Genomic DNA, 23,998 nt, shown 5'->3' with positions numbered 1-23,998 from the left:
ATTCTCGGCGGATGAACCGGGGAGCGCGGGTACGGGCCGGGGGCGCCGTCGCGGCGATCGTGCTGCTGGTGGCGGCATGCTCGGAGGAGCCGCCGGCGCCGCCGCCGGTGGACCCGGCCGCGCTGGCGGGGGCCGTGGGAATCGACGCGGTGGTCGGCCACCTCACGGAACTCGAACGCATCGCCACCGAGCACGACGGCAACCGCGCCGTGGGCACCGCCGGCTACGACGCGAGCGTCGACTACGTCGCCGGCCGGTTGCGCGACGCGGGATTCGACGTGCAGACCCCGGAGTTCGACGTCCGCAGTTTCGACGTGGAGACCGAGACCCTGACCGTCGCCGGCGCGCCGGTGCCGGTCCGGGCCCTCGAGTTCTCGCCGTCCACCGGTCCGGACGGACTCACCGCCCGGCTCGTGCCGGTGCCCGCCGACGACACGCCCGGGTGCGAGGCCTCCGACTACGACGGTCTCGACGTCTCCGGCGCCGTCGTGCTCGTCACGCGCGGGGTGTGCCCGTTCTTCGTCAAGCAGCAGGTCGCGGCCGAACGCGGTGCGGCGGCGCTCCTCGTCGCCAACAACGAGGACGGTGCGCTCGCCGGCGCCACCCTCGGCGAGGAGGGCAACGACCTCGTGCCCGCCGCGGGGATCAGCGGCGCCGACGGCCGCGCGCTCGCCGCCGCACCCACCACGGTGACCCTCGTCCTCGACACCCGCGTCGACAGCGTGCGCTCGCGCAACGTGCTCGCGCAGACCACCACGGGCTCGACCGACGACGTGGTCGTCGTCGGCGCCCACCTCGACAGCGTCCCGGAGGGACCGGGCATCAACGACAACGGCACCGGCGTCGCCGCGGTGCTCGAGACGGCCCTGCAGCTCGGCAGCGACCCGGGTGTCACCAACGCGGTGCGGTTCGCGTTCTGGGGCGCCGAGGAGGTCGGGCTGGTCGGCTCCACCGACTATGTGGCCTCCCTGGACGACGCCGCCCGCGAGGACATCGCCCTGTACCTGAACTTCGACATGCTCGGGTCGCCGAATCCCGGCTACCTCGTCTACGACGGCGACGACTCCGACGCGGTGGGCGCCGGACCGGGACCGGAAGGCTCGGCCGGCATCGAGCGCACCTTCCTGGGCTACCTGACGTCGCGGGGCGTCGCCGCGGACGGCACCGACTTCGACGGCCGCTCCGACTACGGGCCGTTCGTCGACGCGGGCATCCCCTCCGGGGGCGTGTTCTCCGGTGCCGACGACCGCAAGACCCCGGAGCAGGCGGGCAAGTGGGGCGGCACCGGCGACGCGCCGTTCGACCCGAACTACCACAGCCCGCAGGACACGCTCGCCAACATCGACCGGGCCGCGCTCGCCGTCGCCGCCTCGGCCGTCGGGTACGGGGTGGGCACGTATGCGCGGACCGTCACGGGACCGGACGGGGTTCCCGTCGGGCCGCAGCGCGCCGAGGTCCGCTCCGATGGATGAGACGCCGGCCCCGGGCTTCGGTCGTCGCCTCGCGGACCGGTTCTCGGCCGTGGACCGGCGGCCCGAGCTGGTCCGGCTGGCCCGGCGGCTGCGACGCGCGCTCCCCGGCGATCCCGGGTTCGGCGATCCGCTGTCCACCGCCGGGACCAGCGGGCCGCAGGCCGTCGCCCGGCTGGCCGGACGGTGGCGCGACGTCGACCAACCGAGCGCGGTGCACGAACTCGGATTCGGCGCGCTGCAGGCCTGGCAGGCGCTGCTCGAACGCGCCGGCGCCGGCCGCGGCGACCGGGAGGTCACCGTGGTCTTCACCGACCTCGTGGGGTTCTCGACGTGGTCCCTCGCCGCGGGCGACGTCGCCACCCTCGACCTGCTGCGGCGCGTCGCCCGGGCGCTGGAGCCGGCGTTCACGGACCGCGGCGGCACCGTCGTCAAGCGGCTCGGCGACGGTCTGATGGTGGTGTTCGACCGGCCGGAACGGGCGCTGGACGCGATCTTCGCGGCCCGCGCCGCCCTGACGGCGGTGACCGCGGACGGCTACCGGCCGCGGATCCGGGTCGGCGCGCACACCGGTCGGCCCCGGCGGATCGGCAGCGACTGGCTGGGCGTCGACGTCACCGTCGCGGCCCGCATGATGGAGCTCGCCGGGAACGGGCACGTGGTGGTGTCCTCCGCGACGCTCGACGCACTGCCGGCCGGTGCCGTCGACACGCTCGGCCTCGAGGTGCGCCCGCACCGGCGCGGGCTGTTCGCGTCGGCCCCCAAGGGTGTACCGCCCGAACTCGGGATCTGGCGGATCAGGACTGCAGTCGCCACAGGGGGTTGACCGGGCCGTGCCCGGCGCCGAGGTCGTACGACCACTCCAGGCACCGGGTGACCCACTCCTTGCCGAACTCCACGGCCTCGGGCACCGACCACCCGTGGGCGAGGGCCGACGCGATCGCCGCGGCGAGCGTGTCGCCGCCGCCGTGATCGTTGCCGGTGTCGATGCGGGGGCTGGTGAACTCGAGGAACCGGTCCCCGTCGAACAGCAGGTCGGTGCTGACGTCGGAGGTGCGCAGGTGCCCGCCCTTGACGATCGCCCACTGCGCGCCGAGGCCGTGCAGCGCCTCGGCGGCGCGTCGCGCGGAGGCGTCGTCGACCACCTCGATGCCGGTGATCAGCCGCACCTCGTCGAGGTTCGGCGTGACCACCGTGGCCTGCGGTATCAGGGTGTGCCGCACCGCGTCGAGAGCCTCCGCGTGCAGCAGGGGATCGCCGTGCATCGACGCGCACACCGGGTCGACCACGAGCGGCACCGGCCGATCGCGGCCGATGCCGACCTCCGCGCACACCGCGGCGACCGCCTCGATGATCCCGGTGGAGGCGAGCATGCCGGTCTTGGCGCCCGAGACCCCGATGTCCTCCACCACGCACCGCACCTGCGCGGCCACCGTCTCGGGCGGGATCTCGTGAAAGCCGCTGACGCCCACGGAGTTCTGCACGGTCACGGCCGCGACGGCGACGCAGGCGTGCACGCCGCACATCGCCATGGTGCGCGAGTCGGCCTGGATGCCGGCCCCGCCACCCGAGTCGGTTCCGGCGATGGTGAGGGCACGGACCGGGGTTCGGCCCTTCGGGGCCAGGGGCAGCAGCTTCACGGCTGCGACCCTACCGATTCGATCGGGACGTAGACCTGGCCACCCGCGCCGGCGAATTCGGCGGCCTTGCCGGCCAGCCCGGCCCGCACGTCCGCGGAGATCCGCATCGAGCAGAACTTCGGGCCGCACATCGAGCAGAAGTGGGCCTTCTTGGCCGGCTCCGCCGGCAGCGTCTCGTCGTGGAACGCGCGGGCGGTGTCCGGGTCGAGGGACAACGCGAACTGGTCGTGCCACCGGAACTCGAACCGGGCGCGGGAGAGCGCGTCGTCGCGTTCCCGGGCGCGCGGGTGGCCCTTGGCGAGATCCGCCGCGTGGGCGGCGATCCTGTACGCGATCACCCCGGTCTTGACGTCGTCCCGATCGGGCAGGCCCAGGTGCTCCTTCGGCGTGACGTAGCAGAGCATCGCGGTGCCGGCCCGGGCGATCATCGCGGCGCCGATCGCCGAGGTGATGTGGTCGTAGGCGGGAGCGATGTCGGTGGTGAGCGGCCCGAGGGTGTAGAAGGGGGCCTCCTCGCACAGCTCCTCCTCGAGCCGCACGTTCTCCTCGATCAGGTGCATCGGCACGTGTCCGGGACCCTCGATCAGCACCTGGACGCCGTGCGACTTCGCGACGCGGGTGAGTTCCCCGAGCGTGCGCAGCTCGGCGAACTGGGCGGCGTCGTTGGCGTCGGCGACGGAGCCGGGACGCAGGCCGTCGCCGAGGGAGATCGTCACGTCGTAGCGCTGCAGGATCTCGCACAGCTCGGCGAAGTGTGTGTACAGGAACGACTCCCGATGGTGCGCCAGGCACCATGCGGCCATGATGGCGCCGCCGCGCGAGACGATGCCGGTCACCCGGTGCGCGGTGAGCGGGATGTGCCGCAGCAGCACCCCGGCGTGGACGGTCATGTAGTCGACGCCCTGCTCGCACTGTTCGATCACGGTGTCGCGGTACATCTCCCAGGTCAGCGCGGCCGGATCGCCACCGGCCTGCTCGACGGCCTGGTAGATCGGCACCGTGCCGACGGGCACCGGCGAGTTGCGCAGGATCCACTCGCGGGTCTCGTGGATGCGCGGGCCGGTGGACAGGTCCATGACGGTGTCGGCCCCCCACCGGGTCGCCCACACCATCTTGTCGACCTCCTCGGCGATCGAGGAGGTCACCGCGCTGTTGCCGATGTTCGCGTTGACCTTCACCCCGAACGCCTTGCCGATGACCATCGGCTCGAGCTCGGGGTGGCGGTGGTTCGCCGGGATCACGGCCCGGCCGGCGGCGACCTCGGCGCGGACCGTCTCGGCGGGTACGCCCTCCCGGGCGGCGCAATAGCGCATCTCCGGGGTGACGACGCCCGCACGGGCGGCGGCGAGCTGCGTGCCCGGGTGCCGCGGCCACCCGGCCCGCAGTGCCGGCAGGCCCGCGGCCAGGTCGACCACGACGTCGGACTCGGTGTACGGCCCGGACGTGTCGTACAGGTCGTGGTGCTCGCCGGTGGTCAGGTGGACCCGGCGTACCGGGACCGACATCCCCGGTTCCCCGGGCACGGCGACGTAGTGCTTGGTGCTGCCCTCGATGGGGCCGGTGGTGACGGCGCCCGCGCCGGACGCGGACGAGCCGGATACAGCTGTGCTCACGAGATGATCTCCCTACGCCGGAATTACCCGGTCAGGTTCTACGGTCGACGGCCCCGAGCCGTCCTCTCAGCCCGCTGGTGCGAGCTCCCGTGTGGTTGCGATGTGCGGTGCCACCATAGCGCAGCACCGTGCCGGGGGCAGGACGGCACCGCGCGGGGGGTGGCAGGGCAGCACCGTGTCGGGGGCAGGACAGATATTTGCCGCCTACGTCTCGGCGGATACACCCTGCATGCTCTATAGTGGCGTAGGTCACAGTTCGGTTACGGCACCACGGAGGGGATCATGCTCGTCAACTCGCCGCGTACCGAGGTGACCGACAACAAGGATCAGAACCGCTTCGAGCTACGCCTCAACGGGGATCTTGTCGGGATCCTCGGGTATTTCGACACGGATCGTCCCTCGGGCGTGCCCGGGCGCAACCATCCCGTCGTCGATTTCCTGCACACCGTCATCGTCGAGGACTTCGGGCACCGTGGGCTCGCGGGGGTGCTCGTGGGCCACTCCCTGGATCTCGCGCGTCAGCGTGGCTGGCGGGTCCGGCCCGTGTGCACCTACGTGCAACGGTTCCTCACCGCCCACCCCGAGTACCGGGACGTCGTCCTGCCGCTCGAGCCGACCGCCGGCCGTCGCTGACGCGCGGATTCCGCCCCGCCGTGACCGGGTCGCCTCAGTCGGCGAGGTCGACGACGACGGGCGCGTGGTCGCTCGCGCCCTTGCCCTTGCGCTCGTTGCGGTCGATCTCCGCGCCGGAGACCCGCGCCGCGAGCGCGGGGGAGCCGAGGACGAAGTCGATGCGCATGCCCTGGCGCTTCGGGAAGCGCAGCTGGGTGTAGTCCCAGTAGGTGTACACACCCGGGCCCGGGGCGTGCGGGCGCACCACGTCGGTGAAGCCGCCGTCGAGGAAGGCGCGGAACGCCTCCCGCTCCGGCTCCGACGTGTGCGTCCGACCCTCGAAGAACGCCGGATCCCACACGTCCTCGTCGGTGGGAGCGATGTTCCAGTCACCGACGAGCGCGATCTGCTTCTGCGGGTCGGCGGCGAGCCAGGCCTGTGCGTCGGCCCGCAGCTTCGCCAGCCACTCGAGCTTGTAGACGTAGTGGGGATCGGCCAGCTCACGGCCGTTGGGCACGTACAGGCTCCACACCCGCACGCCGCCGCACGTCGCGCCGATCGCCCGGGCCTCCTGAGCCGGGTCGGCGTCCGGGTCCTTGGTGAACCCGGGCTGGTCCTCGAACCCGACCTGCACGTCGTCGAGACCGATGCGGGAGGCGATGGCGACGCCGTTCCACTGGGAGAGCCCCACGTGCGCCACCCGGTAGCCGAGTTCTTCGAACCGCTCGTACGGGAACTGCTCGTCCTTGCACTTGGTCTCCTGCATGGCGAGCACATCGGTGCCCGTCCGCTGCAGCCAGTCGAGGATCCGGTCGGTACGGGCACGGACGGAGTTCACGTTCCAGGTAGCAAGACGCACGTCCCCACTCTAGGCGAGCGGACCGACAGGTTCCGTGGCGTACCGGTAGCGGTGGTGCTCGACGAATCCGAGCGCCCGGTACAGGCCCCGAGCGGCGGTGTTCCCCGCCGCGACCTGCAGGTATGCGTGGGTGGCGCCGTGGTCGCGACCCCACTGCAGCAGGGCCCCGCACACGAGCGTGCCGAGGCCGTTCCGGCGGTGCGCGGCGGCCACCTCGACCGCGGTCAGGCCTACCCAGCGGCGGCCGTCGGGGGCGTCGGTGACCGCGGCCCGGGCGATCGCCAGGGTCTCCGTGTCGCCGCCGATGCGGCCGAAGCCCAGGACGCCGCCCAGGACGGACTCGACGACCGCCCGGCCATCGGCAGGCATCGGCGCGCCGCGGTAGCGGTACAGCGACAGCCACCCGGGGTCCGGGCCGGCGCTCACGGTCACGGGGGTGGCGACGCCGGGCAGCGGCACGTTGTCGAGGTCGGCGGCCAGCACCTGCACCTCGTCGCTCGGTGCCCACCCGTGCGGGAGCCGGGCGAGCCGGTCCGGCAGCAGGAGCCGCAGCGGCAGGCCGCGGACCGCGAACCACTCGCGCATCCGGGCGTGCGCGTCCGGATCGAGGGGGTCGGCGACCGTGCCCGGGTCGCCGAGCGGGGTGGCGGAATTCGCGCGGCCGGTGAAGCCGGCGCCGGCCCGCAGGAGCCAGCCGTCGATCCAGCCCTGTTCCAGCCCGGGCCAGGCGGCAGCCGCGGCGTTCTCGAGGGCGCGGATCTCACCGGTGCGGATCGGCCGGGCACCGAGGGCCTTGAGCGCGACCACGGCCTCGGGCGCGACCTGCACGAGGCGGCCGCCGGCGGTGCGCACCACCACGGCCGGTTCGAGGGAGACCAGCTCGCCGATCACGTCGGTCATCGGGTGGCTGTAGCCGGCGGGCAGCCGGTAGCGCAGCACCACCCGGGTGCCGACGGGTACGGACTGCTCGGTCGTCACCGGCGCGTCAGTCCTCGTCGTCGTCGTGGCCGAACGGGTCCTCGACCGTCCCGGGCACCCAGCTGAGGCCGGGCACGCCCCACCCCGCCCGCTTGATCGTCTTCTTGGCGGCGCGGGCGTTGCGTCCGATGAGCTTGTCGACGTACAGGTAGCCGTCGAGGTGGCCGACCTCGTGCTGCAGCATCCGGGCGAAGAAGCCGTGGCCCTCGATCTCGATCGGGTTGCCCTCGGCGTCGGTGCCGGTGACCTTCGCCCACTCGGCGCGCCCGGTGGGGAACTGCTCGCCGGGGACCGACAGGCACCCCTCGACGTCGTCGTCGGGGTCGGGCATCGTCTCCGGGATCTCCGACGTCTCGAGCACGGGGTTGATCACCTCGCCGCGGCGGCGGACCACGTTGCCGGCCTCGTCCAGGTCGGGGCAGTCGTAGACGAACAGCCGCAGGTCGACACCGACCTGGTTGGCGGCGAGACCGACGCCGTTCGCCGCATCCATCGTCTCGTACATGTCGGCGATCAGCTGGGCCAGTTCGGCCGGCGACTGGGTGACCGGTTTCGTCGGGTGATGCAGGACGGGGTCACCGACGATCCGGATCGGAAGTATTGCCATGGTGCAAGAGGATAGTGGGCAGGACTCGCCTGTCCGTTGAGCCGGTACCTGTCGTACCACCGTGGTTGAATTGCCCTCGGAAACACCCGGGTCCGATCGGACCTCGGCGTGATTCGAGGCAGTCGAGGAGTGAGATGGACGGCGCAGCAGCGCAAATCGGTAACGAATCCGAGCAGGTTTCCGACCGGAGCAACCACGCCGAGAACAACCACGCCGAGAACAACCACCCCGCGGCCGGCCCGGACGAGGCCGGCACGGACGGTCTCTCTCGCCGGGAGCGCGACATCCTCGCCTTCGAGCGGCAGTGGTGGAAGTACGCCGGTGCCAAGGAAGAGGCGATCAAGGAACTCTTCGGTCTGTCCGCGACCCGCTACTACCAGGTCCTCAACGCGCTGGTGGACCGGCCGGAGGCGCTGGCGGCCGACCCCATGCTCGTCAAGCGGTTGCGCCGGCTGCGGGCCAGCCGGCAGAAGGCCCGCGCCGCGCGCCGGCTCGGCTTCGAGATCACCAAGTAGTACGAGTACGACGGTGATCCGGCGGGCGCGGCAACTAAGGTCGAGAGCGTGAGCACAACCTCGGAATCGTCGGGTCCGCCGCTGCGAGCGCTCGCGATGGTGCTGATCTCTCTCGCCATCCTGTTCGCCGGCCTCGGTCTCGCCTCGCTCGGAGGCTCCGATTCCGAGAGCCCGGCTCCCGAGCCGACGACCGAGCCCGCGGCCGCGCCGGCGACCACGTCCGCGACGTCGGCGCCGCTCGCCGCGACGTCGGCGAGGACGACCGCCCCCGGTGCGGCTCCGTCGGCCACGACGACGGTCTCCGCCACCACGTCGGCGGGGGCCGCCGCCCCCGTGCGGGTGCTCAACAACAGCAACGTCTCGGGCCTGGCCGCCCAGACGGCCGGCCTGCTCGAGGACGAGGGATTCACCGTTGCGGAGACGGGCAACTACAGCGACGGCGTGATCGAAACCACGTCCGTGTACTACGGCACGGGCCCGGGGGAGCGGCAGACCGCGGAGGCGGTGGCCGAGGCGCTGGGGGTGACGGCCCAGCCGCGCTTCGCCGGGATCCGGGACTCGTCGCCGGGCGTCATCGTCATCGTCACCTCGCCGTGAGGGCTTCCGCCCCCCGGCTATGATCAGGTGACTTTTCGCCACTTCGAAGGAGCGGTTTGATGGCCTCGAGTTCCACCCGTCGCATGTCCTGGCGTGCCCTGGCCCCGATCGTCGCGATCGCTGCGGTGGGCCTGAGCGCGTGCTCGAACAGCGAGGAGCCGAGCGACACCCCCGGCACCACCCCGCCGGTGTGGACGGGTTCCGCGGCGCCGGAGGGCGCCGACGAGGCCCACGGCGGCAGCGCTGTCCCGGGGGAGGCCACGACGGGCGCGGCGGGCGGCACCGGCGGCGCGGAGCACTCCGCCGAGCTGCGGACCCCGGCCGGTGCGGCCGCCGGCACGGTCACCTTCACCGAGGTCGACGGACGCGTCGAGGCGACCGTCGAGCTCGAGGGCATGCCGGTCGGCTACCGCGGCGTCCACGTCCACGAGGTCGGCAAGTGCGAGACCAACTCCACCGCCCCGACCGGCGGCGAGCCCGGCAACTTCCTGTCCGCGGGCGGGCACCTGCAGGCCGGCGGCAACACCAGCATCCCCGAGAGCGGTGACCTCGGTGCGGTCGTGGTGCGCGAGGGCGGCTCCGGATCGCTGACCGTCACCACCGAGGCGTTCACCCTCGACGACCTGCAGGGCGGGGACGGCACGTCCGTCGTCGTCCACCAGGAAACCGCCGGCGGCGAGCGTCTCGCCTGCGGCGTCGTCTCCTGACGGCCACCTCCCGAAACTCTACTTGCAGGGCCCCGGCGACCGGCGACGGTCGCCGGGGCCCTGTGGTTGGATCGATTCGTGCCTGTACCGTTTCCCGGTTCACCCCGCCCGACTCTCGGCGTCGAGTGGGAGATCGCGCTGGTGGACAAGAAGACGCGCGACCTGTCGAACACCGCCGCAGTCGTCTTCGACGCGGTCGAGCAGCGCGCCGGGCAGACCCCGCGGCTCACCAAGGAGTTCCTCCGCAACACCGTCGAACTCGTCACCGACGTGCACGACACCGTCGCCGAGGCCGTCGGCGACCTGGCCGAATCCCTCGACCTGCTGCGCACCGCCGCCGATCCCGCGGGGGTGGATCTGATCTGCGCCGGCACCCATCCGTTCGGGCAGTGGACCGACCAGGTCGTCACCCGGTCCCCGGACTACGACGAGATGATCGAGCGCACCCGCTGGTGGGGCCGGCAGATGCTCATCTGGGGCGTGCACGTCCACGTCGGTGTCTCGTCCGCGGAGAAGGTCATCCCGATCCTCAACGCGTTGCTGGTGAAGTACCCGCACATGCTGGCGCTGTCGGCCTCCTCACCGATCTGGGCGGGCGTGGACACCGGCTACGCGAGCAACCGTGCCCTGATGTTCCAGCAGCTGCCGACGGCCGGACTGCCGTACCACTTCGAGAGCTGGGCCCAGTACGAGAGCTTCATCGAGGACCAGCTCAAGTCCGGGGTCATCACGAAGCCGGGCGGCATGCACTGGGACATCCGCCCGTCGCCGCGGTGGGGCACCATCGAGGTCCGGGTCTTCGACGGCATCACCAACAAGGCCGAGCTGGCCGCCCTCGTCGCCCTCGTGCACTCGCTCGTCGTGTACTACGACGAGCGGCTCGAGCGGGGCGAGCAGCTGCCCACCCTGCAGCCGTGGCACGTCAAGGAGAACAAGTGGCGCGCCGCCCGCTACGGCCTCGAGGCCGAGGTGATCCTCGACCCGGTGTGCCACGAGCGCCTCGTCACCGACGACCTGAACGACCTGCTCGAGCAGCTCACTCCCACGGCGGCGCGGCTCGGCTGTGCGGACGAACTCGCCCAGGTGGCGCAGATCCCCGTGCGGGGAGCCTCCTACCAGCGGCAGCGCCGGATCGCGGAGCAGACCGGCGGCGACCTCGTCGCGGTGGTGGACTCGCTGGTGGAGGAACTGCGCGCCTGAACGATCGGCCGCGTTCCCGCACAGTTCACACGCTGTTTACCATGTACCGGTGTCGATCCGAGGGGTGGAGCGCCCGAAGGCGCAGCCGGCGCATGTGCCGCAATTGTTCGTTCCCCTCGCTCTGACCGGCGCGATCCTCGGTGTCCTCGTGGCCGAGGCGGTCGCGCGGTACAGCGGGTTCCCCGGGCCGCTCCCCGGACTCGTCGGCGACGTCGTCGCGATCCCGAAGTCGGCGTCCGTGCCGTGGGCCGGTCTCGCGCTGGCGATGGTGGGCCTGACCGCGCGCCTGCGGTACGTGGCGGTCGGTGCCGCGGTGCTGCTCGACGGGGCGTTCGCGGCCGAGCGGTACCTCACCGGCGGGCCCCTGACGGTGGGGAACGGGCCGACGATCGTGCTCGTGCTGCTGGCCGGATACGCCGCGGTCGCGTTGCAGGGCGGCCCGCGCCGCGGTGCGCTGCGCGGCATCGCGCTCGGGGTTCTGCTGGTGCTCTCGGTCAAGATCGGCGACACGTGGCTCGAACTGACCGCACGGACCCGGCCGGACGTGCTCGACGAGTACGTCCAGCTCGCCGACCACGCCCTGGGCAATCCGTCGTGGCTGGCGGGCCGGGCTCTCGAATGGCTCGGGCCCGGCGTGTACGCGGTGCTGCACTGGGTGTACATCGAGCTGCCCGTCGCGGCGATCGTCGTCGCCGTGTACCAGCTCCGCAACGTCGGCGGCGGCCGCCCCTGGCCCGCACACCACCTGGTGCGCACCTTCCTGCTCATCGGCCTGGTGGGGCCGCTGGTCTACATGCTGTTCCCGGTGGTGGGCCCGATCTTCGCGTTCGGCGACCACGGCGCGGGCTGGCAGGTGGGGACCTTCTGGCCGGCTGCGGTGCCGTGGAATCCCGACCCGCAGCCGATCCCGTTCGACGCGGTCACCCCGCGCAACTGCATGCCGAGCCTGCACACCGCGTGGGCGCTGGCGCTGTTCCTGCACACCCGGGGCGGCCCCGGTTGGCTGCGGCTGCTCGGCACCGGGTGGCTCGGCTGCACCCTCGCCGCCACGCTGGGCTTCGGCTACCACTACGGCGTGGACCTCGTCTCCGGCGCGGTGCTGTGCCTGACGCTCGAGGCCGCGCTGCGCGACCCGGACCGCGGCTGGGGCTGGTTCCGCATCCGCCTCGTCGCGGGCGGCACGGCGGTGCTGGCCGCGCAGCTGGCGGCCTACCGGTACCTGCCGGGTCTCATGGCGGAGCACGCTCCGCTCGCCGGGCCCCTCCTGCTCGGTTCGCTGGTGGTGGTGGCGGTGGCCTTCCACGTCACGTTCCATGCGGCCGACGGCGATCGCCGGCCGGATGCGGTCAGCTCCCGTCCGGCGACTGCTCGTCGCCGCTGAGCAGACCGTCGCGGCCGAGCTGCTCCCGGTAGGCGAGCCGGCCCACCCGGTGGGCGATGACGGGAGCGGTCAGCACCATGAACATGCCCGCCAGCGCCAGCATCCAGATGTCGACGTTGCCCCGCAGGATGAGCATCGCGCCGCCGAGCACGAACAGCAGGCCGACCACCTGCGGTTTCGTTGCCGGATGCATGCGCGAGAGGGTGTCGCGGAAGCGCACGATGCCGACCGCTGCGGTGAGGGAGATGACCGAGCCGATCAGGATGAGGACGTGGCCGACGAGTTCCAGCACGGTGGTCACTGGTCGTCACGCACCCGGAATCGTGCCACCGACACCGAGCCGATGAATCCGACGAGGGCCAGAGCGACGACGGCCGGCACGATCGTCGTATCCCGGCTGTGCACCGCCCACGCGGCGAGCCCGCACATCGCGATGGCCAACAGTGCGTCGAGGGCGATCAGCCGGTCCAGCGAGGTGGGGCCGGCCAGCACCCGGTAGGTGATGAGCGCGGCCGCGACCACCAGCAGAGCGCCCGAGAGCGCCAGTATCACCGTCATCACGCCTCCTCCCGGACGACCCAGGGGCTGGGCTGCCATTCGTTGTTGCGTTCGAACGTCGAGATCAGCAGGCGTTCGATGCGCCGCGCGGAGCGGTAGAAGTCCGCGACCTTCCGGTCGGTGCCCACGTCCAGGACGTGGACGTGGACGATCCGGCGGGCCTGGTCGATCTCGAGGACCATCGTGCCGGGGATGTTGTTCATGATGTCCGCCCACAGGGTGAGCACCAGGTCGGACTTGATGGTGAGCCGGCACCGCAGCACACCGGTCACCGGCGGCGGCGCCGGCCGGATCGCGAGCCACCCGACCGAGACCGTGGACTTCATCGTATCCACGAAGATCACGGCGGCCAGGCGCACGGCGGACAGCACGTGCAGGCGGCCCTCGACGGGCACGCGCGGCAGCGGCAGCATCACTGTGACGATCACCGCGACGGCGATCCCGCCGAGCAGGTTCGCGGCGCTGAAGGTGCCCCACAACAGCACCCACACCAGCGTCATCCAGCCCAGGACGAACAGGCGGAGCAGATTCGACCGGCTCGTCACGGCTGACCTCCCAGCACGGCTTCGATGTAGACGGACCGATCCCGCAGGTTCTCGGCGGCACGGTCGCTGATGTCGACGAGCGGGCCGGCGAACACGGTCAGGGCCAGGCCGACGACGACGAGACCGATCGTCGGAACCAGCATTGCCGGGGGCATGCGCCCGACGTCGGCCCGGTCCGAGAAGGCGACCTCCATCCCGGATTCGTCGATCAGCGCGGACGGGGCGGCGTCGGCGAGGCCGCCCTCGGGGGCGTCGGCGCGGGCCCGCCAGAAGGCCTTGGTCCACACCCGGGCGACGACGTACAGGGTGAGGAGGCTCGTGACGGTGCCGCCCGCAACCAGCACCCACGCCAGGACGGATCCGTCGGCGGCGCCGGCCTGCAGCAGGGCCACCTTCCCGATGAACCCGGAGAACGGGGGGATGCCCCCGAGGTTCAGCGCCGGGACGAGGAACGCGATCGCGAGGACCGGGCTGGCGAGGGCGAGTCCGCCGAGCCGCCGCAGCGACGCCGAGCCGGCCTGCCGCTCGATCAGGCCGACCACGAGGAACAGCGTCGTCTGGACCAGGATGTGATGGGCGACGTAGTACACGGCGCCGGACAACCCCGCCTGCGTCGAGAGGGCGATCCCGAACACCATGTAGCCGATGTGGCTGACGAGGGTGAACGACAGCAGGCGCTTGATGTCGTTCTGGGCGATGGCGCCGAGGATGCCGATCACCATCGTCAGCAGGCCGGCCACCAGGAGCACGTTGTCGAGCTCGCCGCCCGGGAACAGCAGCGTGTGCGCCCGGATGATGGCATAGACGCCGACCTTCGTGAGCAGGCCGGCGAACACGGCGGTGACCGGCGCCGGAGCGGTGGGGTACGAGTCCGGCAGCCACGTCGACAGCGGGAACACCGCCGCCTTGATGCCGAACGCGACGAGGAGCACGCCGAAGATCGCGGCGCGGGTGCCCTCCGGCACGTCGTCCATCCGCACCGCCATCTGCGCCAGGTTCAGGGTGCCGGTGGCGGCGTACGCGAACCCCATGCCGGCCAGGAAGATCAGCGACGAGACCATCGAGACCATCACGTAGGAGACGCCGGCGCGGACCCGGTCCGCGCTCGCCCCCAGGGTGAGCAGCACGAACGACGCCGCGAGCAGCACCTCGAACCCGACGAAGAGGTTGAACAGGTCGCCGGCGAGGAATGCGTTGCACACGCCCGCGGTCAGTGCCAGGTACGTCGGCAGGAAGATCGACACGGGCTGCTGGTCGTTGCCGTCGTGGATGCCCTGTCCGACCGCGTACAGCATGACGGCGAGCAGCACGATCGCCGACACCACCAGCATCAGCGCCGCGAGCCGGTCGACCACCAGGGAGATCCCGATGGGGGAGTCCCATCCGCCGACCTGCATGACCGCGATGCCGTCCCGGTCGGCGAGGTACAGCAGCAGGCCCGAGACCACCAGCACGGCGACGAGCGCAACGAGGGTCACGGCCCGCTGAGCGCGGGGCCGGCGCCCGAGGATCAGCGTCGCGGCCGCCGCCAGCATCGGGATGAGGACGGGCAGCGGGGTCAGCGCCGTCGCGGACAGGATCATCGGGTCCTTCCTCCCCGGGACGGTGCGTCGTCCCCGCGGGCCGTCTCACCGTCGCTGTAGGCCGAATCCGTCTCGTCGTCGAAGTCGCCGTCGTGCAGGTCCTCGTAGGATTCGAGGTCCTCCAGGTTGACGAGTTCCTCCAGGGGGATCGGGTTGCCGGCCGCGTCGAACGCGTCGCCGCTGCGGCTCGGCAGGCCGGTGAGCGGATCGTCCGAACGGTCGCGGTCGGGGGCCTCGGCGGGCGAGCGCCGCTGCGACACCTTGGTGTCCTCGGGGTCGTTCTCGACCTCGTCGCGGGCACTGAGCGTGAACGACCGGTACGTGAGCGCCAGCACGAAGCCGGCCACGCCCATGGTGATGACGATCGCCGTGAGGATCATCGCCTGTGCCAGCGGGTCGGCCATGTTCTCGTGCAGGTCGTTGCGGGCACCGACCACGGGCGGGCCGCCGGCCGGGCCGGCGAGGGTGAGGATCAGCAGGTTGATGCCGTTGCCGATCAGCAGCAACCCCAGCAGCATCTTGATGATGCTGCGCTCGAGCAGCAGGTACACCCCGGAGGCGACCAGCACCCCGACCAGAGCGAGCATGGTCAGATTCGCGCTCATCGCTTCTCACCCACGATCTCCGCATCGAGACGCGCGCCGAGACTGCGGAGCACGTCGAGTACCAGGCCGACGACGATCAGATACACCCCCAGGTCGAAGAACAGTGCGGTGACGAGCTTGATGTCGCCGAGCAGCGGCAGAGTCATCTCGACGGTCGCCGACGACAGCGGCGGCGCACCGAGGAACAGGGAGACCAGGGCGGTGCCCGCCGAGAACGTCAGACCCAGGCCGAGGATCTTGCCCGCGTCGATGGGCACCGCCTCGCCGAGCTCGTAACGGCCACCGGCCAGATACCTCAGCACCAGCGCAAGTCCCGCGATCAGGCCGCCGGCGAAGCCGCCGCCGGGCGCGTTGTGCCCGGCGAAGAAGAAGTAGACCGACAGCACCATCATCGTCGGGAACACCAGGCGGGTCGTGACCTCGAGGACCAGCGAGCGGTGCCGCGGGTCGATGAGGTCCCCGCCGCGCAGCCACGTCGTCTCGGTGCTCGACGACATCGCGTCGAGCTGCGCCGCGGGGGCGTCCGAGACGCGCGGCGCCGAACCGAAGCGGCGGGTGCGGAACACCAGGCTCGCCACGCCCGTCGCCGCGACGAGCAGCACGGAGATCTCCCCGAGGGTGTCCCATGCCCGGATGTCGACGAGCAGCACGTTGACCACGTTCTTGCCGTTGCCGAGTTCGTAGGCCGCCTCCGGCAGCAGCAGCGCGATCGGGTCGGCGGTGCGGGCGTTCGTGGCGAACACCCCGATCGTCGTGACCGCGACGCCGACGGCGATGCCGAGCAGGGCACGCGGCAGCTTCCGGCCCACCACGTGTTCGGGACGGGACTCGGCGGGGAGCTTGCGCAGCACCAGCACGAAGATGACGAGGGTCAGCGTTTCGACGAGGAACTGCGTGAGCGCGAGGTCCGGGGCGCCCTGCAGGGCGAACAGGAATCCGCACCCGTAGCCGGTCAGGCCCACGAGCAGCACGCCGGCGAGGCGGTTGCGCATCACCGTCGCGGCCAGGGCGCCGCACATGATGATGGCCGCCGCCGCGAACTGGACGGACGAGTCCCACCACCGCACCGCCATGTCCCGCTCGGGGCCGAACACCAGCAGCAGCGTGGTGGGCAGCACCACCAGGGTGACCAGGATGATGCCCTGGGTCAGCGGCAGCGAGCCCCGCTGGGTGGAACCGGTCAGCCGTATCGACACGGTGTCCATGAAGCGCAGCGTCGCGTCGTACATGCGGTCGGCGTTGCCGAACAGCTGACGCTCGAACTTCACGCGGGAGATCGCGCGGTGGGCGAAGTACAGCGCGGTGCCACCGACCACGACGACGGCGGTCTGCACGAGGGGGAGGCCGACGCCGTGCCACAGCGCGAGGTGGTAGGGCTTGTCCAGGGTGCTGGGCAGCGTGTCCGCGTAGGGGGACAGCAGCGTGTCGAGCCACGGCGCCGCGAGTCCGGCGGCCAACCCGCCGAAGGCCAGGACGGTCGGGGAGAACAGCAGCAGCGGGCCGGCGGCGTGGAAGTTCTGCACGGCCGGACTCGGGCGCTTGAGCTGCTTGCGTCCGAAGGCGCCCCACACGAACCGGATGCTGTACGCCAGGGTGAGAATCGACCCGGCGACGATAGCGGTGAGTACCGCGATCCGGGCCCACGGGCTCAGCAGGGTCGTCACCTGCACGGCCTCGAGGGCGGCCTCCTTGCCGACGAACCCGATGAACACGGGCAGGCCGCCCATGCTCATCGCGGCGACGGCCGCGACGGCCGCGAGGAACGGCGCCCGCTTCCCGAGGTGCGCGAGCTTGCGGATGTCGCGGGTGCCGGCGCCGTGGTCGACGATGCCGACCACCATGAACAGGCAGGCCTTGAACATCGCATGGGCCACGACCATGGCCATGCCGGCCAGCGCCGCCTCCCGGCTGCCGATCCCCACCAGGGCGATGAGGAAACCGAGCTGGCTGACGGTGCCGAACGCCAGGATCAGCTTCAGGTCGAAGGCCCGGAACGCGCGCCAGCCGGCGAGCAGCATCGACGCCAGGCCGAGGGTGACGACGATGGGCCGCCACGGCGCCGCATCGGCGAACGCCGGAGCCAGCCGCGCCACCAGATAGATGCCCGCCTTCACCATCGCGGCGGCGTGCAGGTACGCGGAGACGGGGGTCGGGGCTGCCATCGCGCCGGGCAGCCAGAAGTGCAGCGGCACCACCGCGGACTTCGACAGGGCGCCGACCAGCACCAGGGCGACGCCCACCCCGGCCAGCCAGCCGCTCGGGGCGGCCGCGATCACGTCGGAGAGGTTGTAGCTGCCCACCAGCTGCCCGAGCACGATGATGCCGACGAGCATCGCGAGGCCACCCGCGGTGGTGACGAGCAGGGCCTGGGTGGCGGCGCGGCGGCTCGACGCCCGCTCCGCGTAGTGGCCGACCAGCAGGAACGACAGCACGGTGGTCAGTTCCCAGAACGTGTAGAGGACCAGCATGTTGTCGCTGGTCACCAGGCCGAACATGGCGCCGGCGAAGGCGACCATCTCGGCGGCGAAGATCCCCAGGCGGGGCTCGTCGTCGGTGAAGTACCGGGCGCAGTAGAGCAGGATGAGCGCGCCGATGCCCAGCACCAGCGCCGACATGATCGCCGCGAGGGAGTCGAAGCGCATGTCGATGTTCATCGACAGGCCCGGCGCCCACGCGATGTGCAGCGTGCGTTCCGTGCCCCAGTTGCCGATCACCCAGCCGAGGCTCGCCAGTGGCACGAGCGCCAGCGGTAGGAACGCATTTCTCCCCATGACTCTGACCAGAGGCGGCGCAACGAGAGCGGCGACCGCGTGGGCGATGAGTATGGCGAGCAAAGGCACTCCGTCGGGGTCGGGCCTGGCGGCGGGGTGTAACAGGCTTGCAAGTGTTGTGCAGCACCCACAGGGGGCGATGCCCGAGCCGCGCGGACCCGGGAAATCCCGATGCACGTGCTGCTCTGCAAATGGACAAATCGGATTCGGTGTCAGCTTACCGGCAGCATTCGCACGGTTGCGAATCGGCCGCCGACGCTCCGATGTCCGATTCCCATCGTAGAGTGCCCCCATGCCCGAGACCGGACCGATCCGTACCGCCGCGCTCGCGTACGTCCGCGACGGACGCCTGTTGCAGACCCGTTCCGCCGGCAAGACCGCCTTCTACATGGCGGGCGGCAAGATCGATCCCGGCGAGACCCCCGAGCAGGCCCTGCACCGGGAGATCCGCGAGGAACTCGGCGTCGGCCTCGTCGACGGCACCGTCGCCGAGGTCGGGATCTTCGAGGCCGAGGCCTTCGGCCATCCGGTCGGCACTCGCCTGCACATGACCTGCTTCACGGCCGAGCTGGCCGGGGAACCGCGCCCGGCGGCGGAGATCGCCGAACTCGGCTGGTTCACCGTCGCCGAGTACGCTGCCCTGCCCGAGGTCGCGCCGGGTTCGATGCTGGTGTTCGAGCACCTGCACGCCCTCGGTCTCGTCCGGGCCGAGTGAGACCGGCCACGTCAGCTCCGGCAGCGCCACGCGCATACCGCGCCCATCGCCGCCAGCGCACCGGTGAGCAGCCGCGGGTCGGCGGGTAGCGCCCAGACCGCGGCCACCGTGGCGGCCGCGACCGGCAGCACCAGGCCCATCGCGGCGATCGGTGCCGCACCCGGCAGCGCCGCCCCCAGCGCCAGGCCGGTGCCCGCGGCGACCAGCGCCACGCGCACCAGCAACTGCGGGCCGTCCGCCGCGGTGTCGGGCCACAGCGCCGCGGTCAGCGTGACGACCAGGGCCACCCCCAGGCCCAGCTCGACCCGCGGGACCCGCCACGCGAGCGCGGCTCCCGCCGCGACCGCCAGCACCCCGGCCGCGGGAACCCACGCGGACACCTCCCTCCCGGCCAGGTCGTCGACCAGCGGGTACGCCGCGGCCGTCGCCCCGATCGCGGCGACGGGGAACCGGCCGTCTGCGAAGGGCAGGAAACGGCCGACGGCCTCCGCACCGAGCACCGTCGCGGCGAGCACGGCCGCGGCGGCCAGCCACATCCACGCCGCAGCCGAGGTGGCCTGCTCGCCCACCCAGCCGGCGAGCACGTGCATGCCGACGGTCAGCGCCGCCGTCGCCCCGACCGCGACGATCGGCAGCCGCGCCTCCGGCCGCTGCACCCGGGCCCCGGCCCCCGCGACGAATGCGGCGAGCACCACGGCCCCGGCTGCGACGGCGAGCGGCCACTGCAGCGGCGACGGCAGCGCCGACGACTGCAGGGACGTCCCCATCGGGCCGGCGAGCAGGAACACCGCCCACGCCCCGACGACCACCGCCCACTGCCCGATCGGTTCGCCCCACGCCGCGGCGACCGCCGCCCCGAGCAGGATCCCGGCGGCTCCCGCACTGATCAGGGGCAGCACGGTGAGGGTGTCGGGGTCGGCGGCAGGTACCGCGAACCGCACCGTCCCCAGCACCACCGTGCAGCCGGCCGCCAGCAACCACGCCGTACGGCGCGACCCCGAGCGTTGCAGGCCCGCGACCGCCAGCACCGCCGCCACCGCGAACACGATCGGCCCGGTGGCGCTGCCCGTCGCGGCGGGGAGCGCCACCCCGTCCACCGCTACGGCGAAGCCGGCGAGGGCGCCCGCGCACAACGCCGCGAGACCCGCGACCGGCTCGTCCAACCGCACTGTCGCCGCCGGCATCGTCAGCGCCCCTCGGCGTAGGCCCGCAGGTGTTCGACCTGCGCGGCCTCCAGCGACGGGCGCACCGCCTTCCGCGCCGCCGCGACGTCGTCGGCGGTGACGGCCGCGGCGTCGACGCTGCGGCGCATCGCCGCGAGCGCGGCCTCCCGCAGGAGCGCCGAGCAGTCCGCCGCGGAGTAGCCGTCGAGGTCCGCGGCGAGGGCGCCGAGGTCCACGTCGTCGGCCAGCGGCACCGACTTGCCCGCGGTGCGCAGGATCGCGGCGCGCGCCTCGGCGTCCGGCGGCGGCACGAACACCAGCCGCTCGAGCCGGCCGGGGCGCAGCAGGGCCGGATCGATCAGGTCGGGCCGGTTGGTGGCGCCGAGCACCACGACGTCGCGCAGCGGTTCGACCCCGTCGAGTTCGGTGAGCAGGGCGGCCACCACCCGGTCGGTGACGCCGGAGTCGGAGCTCTGCCCGCGGCGCGGGGCGAGCGCGTCGATCTCGTCGAGGAACACCAGCGCCGGTGCGGAGTTGCGGGCCCGCTGGAACAGCTCCCGCACAGCCTTCTCCGAGGCGCCCACCCATTTGTCCATCAGCTCGGCGCCCTTGACGGCGTGCACGCTCAGCTGTCCCGAGCTGGCCAGCGCGCGCACCAGGAAGGTCTTGCCGCAACCCGGTGGCCCGTAGAGCAGTACACCGCGCGGCGGCTCGACGCCGAGGCGGGCGAACGAGTCGGGGTGGTGCAACGGCCACAGCACCGCCTCCGTGAGCGACTGTTTGGTGTCGACCATGTCGCCGACGTCGTCGAGGGTGACGCTGCCGATGGCCAGCTCCTCGGTGCCCGATCGCGACAGCGGGCGGATCACCTCGAGCGCACCGAGCAGGTCATCCTGAGTGAGCCTCGGCTCGGTGTCGTCGCGGCTCGCCCGCGCCGCCGCCCGCAGCGCCGCCTCCCGGCACAGGGCGGCCAGGTCGGCGACGACGAAGCCGGGCGCGCGGGCGGCGACGGCGTCGAGCGAGAGGGTGTCGGTGGGCACCCGGCGCAGCAGCACGTCGAGCAGGGCGCGACGGGTGGCGCCGTCGGGCAGGGGCAGGGCCAGTTCCCGGTCGCAGATCTCGGGGGAGCGGACCCGCGAGTCCACCTCGGTGGGGTGCGCCGTGGTCGCGACGAGCGCGACCCCGACGGTGTCGACGGCGCGGCGCAGCTGGTCGAGGATCAGCGCCGACACCGGTTCGGGGTCGGCGGGCAGCAGGGCGTCGATGTCGGTGACGAGCAGGACCCCGCCGGGGGCCAGGTCGGCGACGGCGGTGGTCACGCGGCGCAGCCGATCGTCGGCGGCAGTGGCGCCCACGCTCGGCCCGTCGAGCTCGACGACGCGACGGCCGGCGAGGACTGCGCGGGCGAGGGTGGCCTTGCCGACGCCGGCGGGCCCGGTGATCAGCACTCCGAGGTGGGGGGAGGCGCCGAGGGTGCGCAGCAGTTCGGGCTCGTCGAGGGCCAGCTTCAGCCACTCGGTGAGCCTGCCGGCCTGGGTCTGCACGCCGACCAGGTCCTCCACCGGTGGTGGCGGCGGTGCGGGGATCGCGGGCCGGGCCGACGGGGCGGCGGCCGGGCGGGGGCCGGCGACGGCCCGCCCGGCCGGGGTGGTGCCCCAGCTCACCGCGGTGTTCGGTTGCACGCTCACCGGTGCGGCGGGGTCGACGGCGGTGACGGTGAGCAGTTCCGTGGTCCAGGCGATCCCGAACGTGCGGGACAGGGTGCGCGTGGTGGGGGCGGTGCTCGTGCCCGGTCCGAGATCGCGGGGCAGCAGCGACACCGCGTCGCCGACGGTGAGGACCTTGCCCAGCAGTGCCTGGCGCAGGGTGACGTCGTCGATCGTGTGGGTGGCGAGTGCCGATCCGGTGACCGCGACCGTGCGGGCGCCGTGGACGACGACCGGGCCGACGAGGACGGTGGCGTCCTCGCGCAGCCCCACGTTGGAGAGCGTCACGTCGTCGAGCAGGATCGTGCCGGTCGGCGTGCCGGCGGGGGCGAGGCCGGCGACGGCCGCGGTGCGGCGCCCCCCGATCAGCGCGATCGCGTCCCATTCGCGCAGGCCCAGCGCGGTGAGCACCTCCGGGTGCACGCGGACGACGCCGCGGCGCGCATCGGCCGCGGAGGTGTTGAGGCGGACGGTCAACGCGAGTTCGGGGCTGCTCACCCCGCCGAGCCTAGAGCGTCGTCAGCGTCCGCGGGGGCGGCGCAGACCGAGTCGCGCGGCGGACTGCCGGGGTTGCGGGGCGCGCCGGATCGCGACCCGCCGTGGCCTGAGGGCGCGGTGCTCGGCGCGCAGGGCGCGCCGCTCGGACGGCTTGATGTTCCATGTCTCCGGCCGCGCCGCCACCCAGCGCTTGGAGCGGATCGCGAACGGGATGTGCGCCAGGTACAGGCCGATGAGGACGAGCATGAGCACGTACGGGTAGGTGACCAGCGCGGCCGCCGCGACCGCCACGAGTACCAGGAGGATCACCGCGTAGCGGGGCGGCACGGACACCGACTTCATCGCCAGGGTCGGTATCTGACTGACGACGAGGGCGGCGGTGAGCAGCGTCCAGGCGGCCACGACGGGGTAGGAGTCCCACCAGCCCTCACCCCACTGGATGTGCGCGGCGACCGGCGCCAGGGCGACGAGGGCGCCGGCGGGGGACGGCACGCCGACGAAGTACTCGCGGGCGTACGCGGGCACCGTGTCGTCCTCGAGCAGGGTGTTGAACCGGGCGAGGCGCAGGACGATGCTGACCGCGTACAGCAGGGAGATGATCCAGCCGAACGGGCTGCCGTCCAGCAGCGTCACGTACAGCACGAGGGCCGGGGCCACGCCGAACGCCACCGCGTCGGACAGCGAGTCCAGCTCGGCGCCGATCTTGGTCGTGGCGTCCAGCAGGCGGGCGATGCGCCCGTCGAGGGAGTCCAGCACCGCTGCCGCGCCGATCATGCCGAGGGCGGTGCCCAGCTGGCCGTCGAGGGCGAACTTCACCGCGGACAGGCCGGCGGAGAGCGCGAGGATCGTGATGACACTCGGCAGCAGCCGCACGGCCTGCGGGCGACCGCGGCGTTTGCGTTCCGGGGCTGCCGGGGAGGCGGCGGACGGGCTCACGGCAGCTGGGCGATGACGGTCTCGGCGCCGATCGTCTTCTGCCCGCGTTCGACGAGGAGGGTGCTGCCCGGGGGCAGGTAGGTGTCGACACGGGAACCGAAGCGGATCAGGCCGTAGGTGTCGCCGATCGGCAGCGTGTCGCCCGCCTTCGCGTCGCACACGATGCGGCGGGCGAGCAGCCCGGCGATCTGGACGACGGCCACGTCGGCGCCGTCGCGGGTCTCGAGGAGCATGCTGTTGCGTTCGTTGACCTCGCTGGCATCGGCGAGGTCGGCCGAGAGGAACTGCCCGGGGCGGTGCACGACCTTGGTGACGGTGCCGCCGACGGGGCTGCGCTGGACGTGCACGTCGAGCACGGACAGGAAGATGCTCACCCGCGGCCGCGGCTCGGTGCCCATCTCGAGTTCGGCGGGCGGCACCGCGGTGTCGACGAGGGCCACCTCGCCGTCCGCCGGGGCCACGACGACGCCGACCCGGTTGGGCGGCACCCGGTGGGGGTGGCGGAAGAATCCTGCGGTGGCGGCGGCCGAGACGAGGCCGGCGCGACGGACCCACTTGCGGTTGCGGCCGAGCGCCGCGACGGCGAGCGGGGCGGCGACGAAGGGGATGCCTGCCGGGTGGAGCGGTGGAATCGTCTTGCGGACCAGTTCGAGAACGTGCTCGACGCTGGTGGGCGGTGGGGTTCCGGGGGGTGTGGGCTTTCGGGCCACGGCTCCTCTTAGTGTCGCGCGGTGTGACCC

The 23,998-nt window shown here is 72.5% G+C and carries 24 protein-coding genes and 1 riboswitch; of the genes, 9 read left to right on the top strand and 15 right to left on the bottom strand.

All coding sequences use genetic code 11. From position 1 onward, the window contains the following. Positions 1 to 11: 11 nt before the first annotated feature. Both HFP48_RS20660 and HFP48_RS20655 read left to right on the top strand, forming a co-directional pair. Entirely contained in the window at positions 12 to 1,472 is a 1,461-nt protein-coding gene (locus HFP48_RS20660) for a M28 family peptidase (RefSeq protein WP_185712937.1), read from the top strand. Next, positions 1,465 to 2,295 (top strand): adenylate/guanylate cyclase domain-containing protein, encoded by an 831-nt coding sequence (locus tag HFP48_RS20655; protein WP_168579940.1) that lies wholly within the window; start codon positions 1,465 to 1,467, stop codon positions 2,293 to 2,295. The genes HFP48_RS20660 and HFP48_RS20655 overlap by 8 nt, the downstream gene beginning before the upstream one ends. On the opposite strand, the gene thiD is transcribed toward HFP48_RS20655, so the two are convergent. Next, entirely contained in the window at positions 2,267 to 3,109 is an 843-nt protein-coding gene (gene thiD, locus HFP48_RS20650; protein ID WP_006938226.1) for a bifunctional hydroxymethylpyrimidine kinase/phosphomethylpyrimidine kinase, read from the bottom strand. The two genes, HFP48_RS20655 and thiD, sit on opposite strands and share 29 nt — an antisense overlap. Then, a complete protein-coding gene (gene thiC, locus HFP48_RS20645; protein WP_006938227.1) occupies positions 3,106 to 4,722 on the bottom strand; it encodes a phosphomethylpyrimidine synthase ThiC in 1,617 nt (538 codons plus the stop codon). The genes thiD and thiC overlap by 4 nt, the downstream gene beginning before the upstream one ends. Next, positions 4,714 to 4,823, bottom strand: a riboswitch (TPP riboswitch). It overlaps the preceding gene by 9 nt. Before the next feature lie 181 nt (positions 4,824 to 5,004). On the opposite strand from thiC, the gene HFP48_RS20640 reads away from it, so the two are divergent. Continuing rightward, positions 5,005 to 5,355, top strand: coding sequence for a GNAT family N-acetyltransferase (locus HFP48_RS20640; protein ID WP_029545338.1), 351 nt, complete (start codon positions 5,005 to 5,007; stop codon positions 5,353 to 5,355). Positions 5,356 to 5,389: 34 nt separating this feature from the next. Here the strand turns inward: HFP48_RS20640 and HFP48_RS20635 are convergent, their stop codons facing one another. Genes HFP48_RS20635 through HFP48_RS20625 form a run of 3 tightly spaced genes read right to left on the bottom strand, consistent with a single transcriptional unit; the run spans position 5,390 to position 7,778 of the window. After that, positions 5,390 to 6,193: an exodeoxyribonuclease III gene (locus HFP48_RS20635; RefSeq protein WP_029545336.1), complete on the bottom strand. Its 804-nt coding sequence runs from the start codon at positions 6,191 to 6,193 to the stop codon at positions 5,390 to 5,392. 9 nt (positions 6,194 to 6,202) lie between these two features. Beyond that, positions 6,203 to 7,171 carry a GNAT family N-acetyltransferase gene (locus HFP48_RS20630; protein ID WP_065922267.1) on the bottom strand — a complete coding sequence of 323 codons (969 nt, stop codon included), beginning with the start codon at positions 7,169 to 7,171 and terminating at the stop codon, positions 6,203 to 6,205. 7 nt (positions 7,172 to 7,178) lie between these two features. Further along, positions 7,179 to 7,778 carry a peptide deformylase gene (locus HFP48_RS20625; protein WP_006938238.1) on the bottom strand — a complete coding sequence of 200 codons (600 nt, stop codon included), beginning with the start codon at positions 7,776 to 7,778 and terminating at the stop codon, positions 7,179 to 7,181. Positions 7,779 to 7,912: 134 nt separating this feature from the next. Here HFP48_RS20625 and HFP48_RS20620 point away from each other — a divergent pair, with 134 nt between their 5' ends. From HFP48_RS20620 to HFP48_RS20600, 5 genes are all read left to right on the top strand, one after another. Beyond that, positions 7,913 to 8,293: a DUF3263 domain-containing protein gene (locus tag HFP48_RS20620; RefSeq protein WP_006938240.1), complete on the top strand. Its 381-nt coding sequence runs from the start codon at positions 7,913 to 7,915 to the stop codon at positions 8,291 to 8,293. 48 nt (positions 8,294 to 8,341) lie between these two features. Further along, entirely contained in the window at positions 8,342 to 8,890 is a 549-nt protein-coding gene (locus HFP48_RS20615; RefSeq protein WP_006938242.1) for a LytR C-terminal domain-containing protein, read from the top strand. A gap of 59 nt (positions 8,891 to 8,949) precedes the next feature. Then, entirely contained in the window at positions 8,950 to 9,597 is a 648-nt protein-coding gene (locus HFP48_RS20610) for a superoxide dismutase family protein (RefSeq protein WP_006938245.1), read from the top strand. Between the two features lie 78 nt (positions 9,598 to 9,675). After that, the gene (locus HFP48_RS20605; RefSeq protein WP_102799057.1) at positions 9,676 to 10,797 is read left to right on the top strand and encodes a glutamate--cysteine ligase; all 1,122 of its coding nucleotides are present in this window, start codon (positions 9,676 to 9,678) and stop codon (positions 10,795 to 10,797) included. 64 nt (positions 10,798 to 10,861) lie between these two features. After that, entirely contained in the window at positions 10,862 to 12,178 is a 1,317-nt protein-coding gene (locus tag HFP48_RS20600; protein WP_029545326.1) for a phosphatase PAP2 family protein, read from the top strand. On the opposite strand, the gene mnhG is transcribed toward HFP48_RS20600, so the two are convergent. The 6 genes from mnhG to HFP48_RS20570 are packed head-to-tail and all read right to left on the bottom strand — an operon-like array spanning position 12,144 to position 18,303. Further along, positions 12,144 to 12,479 (bottom strand): monovalent cation/H(+) antiporter subunit G, encoded by a 336-nt coding sequence (gene mnhG, locus HFP48_RS20595; protein WP_006932437.1) that lies wholly within the window; start codon positions 12,477 to 12,479, stop codon positions 12,144 to 12,146. The genes HFP48_RS20600 and mnhG overlap by 35 nt on opposite strands. Beyond that, a complete protein-coding gene (locus HFP48_RS20590) occupies positions 12,476 to 12,736 on the bottom strand; it encodes a monovalent cation/H+ antiporter complex subunit F (RefSeq protein WP_006932436.1) in 261 nt (86 codons plus the stop codon). Before HFP48_RS20590 ends, mnhG begins: the two co-directional genes overlap by 4 nt. Then, on the bottom strand, positions 12,736 to 13,236 hold the full coding sequence (locus HFP48_RS20585; protein ID WP_044475672.1) for a Na+/H+ antiporter subunit E: 501 nt from the start codon (positions 13,234 to 13,236) through the stop codon (positions 12,736 to 12,738). Before HFP48_RS20585 ends, HFP48_RS20590 begins: the two co-directional genes overlap by 1 nt. 41 nt (positions 13,237 to 13,277) lie before the next feature. Further along, positions 13,278 to 14,864, bottom strand: a complete 1,587-nt coding sequence (locus HFP48_RS20580) for a Na+/H+ antiporter subunit D (RefSeq protein ID WP_168579939.1) — start codon at positions 14,862 to 14,864, stop codon at positions 13,278 to 13,280. Beyond that, complete coding sequence (locus HFP48_RS20575) at positions 14,861 to 15,469, bottom strand: Na(+)/H(+) antiporter subunit C (protein ID WP_006932433.1); 609 nt, start codon at positions 15,467 to 15,469, stop codon at positions 14,861 to 14,863. The genes HFP48_RS20580 and HFP48_RS20575 overlap by 4 nt, the downstream gene beginning before the upstream one ends. Further along, positions 15,466 to 18,303, bottom strand: a complete 2,838-nt coding sequence (locus tag HFP48_RS20570) for a Na+/H+ antiporter subunit A (RefSeq protein WP_168579938.1) — start codon at positions 18,301 to 18,303, stop codon at positions 15,466 to 15,468. The genes HFP48_RS20575 and HFP48_RS20570 overlap by 4 nt, the downstream gene beginning before the upstream one ends. Positions 18,304 to 18,532: 229 nt before the next feature. Here HFP48_RS20570 and HFP48_RS20565 point away from each other — a divergent pair, with 229 nt between their 5' ends. Further along, entirely contained in the window at positions 18,533 to 18,955 is a 423-nt protein-coding gene (locus HFP48_RS20565) for an NUDIX domain-containing protein (protein WP_006932425.1), read from the top strand. Positions 18,956 to 18,966: 11 nt separating this feature from the next. On the opposite strand, the gene HFP48_RS20560 is transcribed toward HFP48_RS20565, so the two are convergent. The 4 genes from HFP48_RS20560 to HFP48_RS20545 are packed head-to-tail and all read right to left on the bottom strand — an operon-like array spanning position 18,967 to position 23,968. Next, positions 18,967 to 20,139: a hypothetical protein gene (locus HFP48_RS20560; protein ID WP_168579937.1), complete on the bottom strand. Its 1,173-nt coding sequence runs from the start codon at positions 20,137 to 20,139 to the stop codon at positions 18,967 to 18,969. A gap of 2 nt (positions 20,140 to 20,141) precedes the next feature. After that, positions 20,142 to 22,322: an AAA family ATPase gene (locus tag HFP48_RS20555; protein WP_006932419.1), complete on the bottom strand. Its 2,181-nt coding sequence runs from the start codon at positions 22,320 to 22,322 to the stop codon at positions 20,142 to 20,144. A gap of 21 nt (positions 22,323 to 22,343) precedes the next feature. Next, positions 22,344 to 23,195 (bottom strand): phosphatidylcholine/phosphatidylserine synthase, encoded by an 852-nt coding sequence (locus tag HFP48_RS20550; protein WP_080688673.1) that lies wholly within the window; start codon positions 23,193 to 23,195, stop codon positions 22,344 to 22,346. Between the two features lie 59 nt (positions 23,196 to 23,254). Beyond that, positions 23,255 to 23,968, bottom strand: coding sequence for a phosphatidylserine decarboxylase (locus HFP48_RS20545; RefSeq protein ID WP_006932415.1), 714 nt, complete (start codon positions 23,966 to 23,968; stop codon positions 23,255 to 23,257). Positions 23,969 to 23,998 lie beyond the last annotated feature (30 nt).

The organism is Rhodococcus sp. DMU1 (assembly GCF_012272955.1).
Taxonomy (GTDB): Bacteria; Actinomycetota; Actinomycetes; order Mycobacteriales; family Mycobacteriaceae; genus Rhodococcus; species Rhodococcus aetherivorans.
The sequence above is the reverse complement of the archived record's forward strand: the minus strand, read 5'-3'. Positions and strand labels throughout refer to the sequence as shown.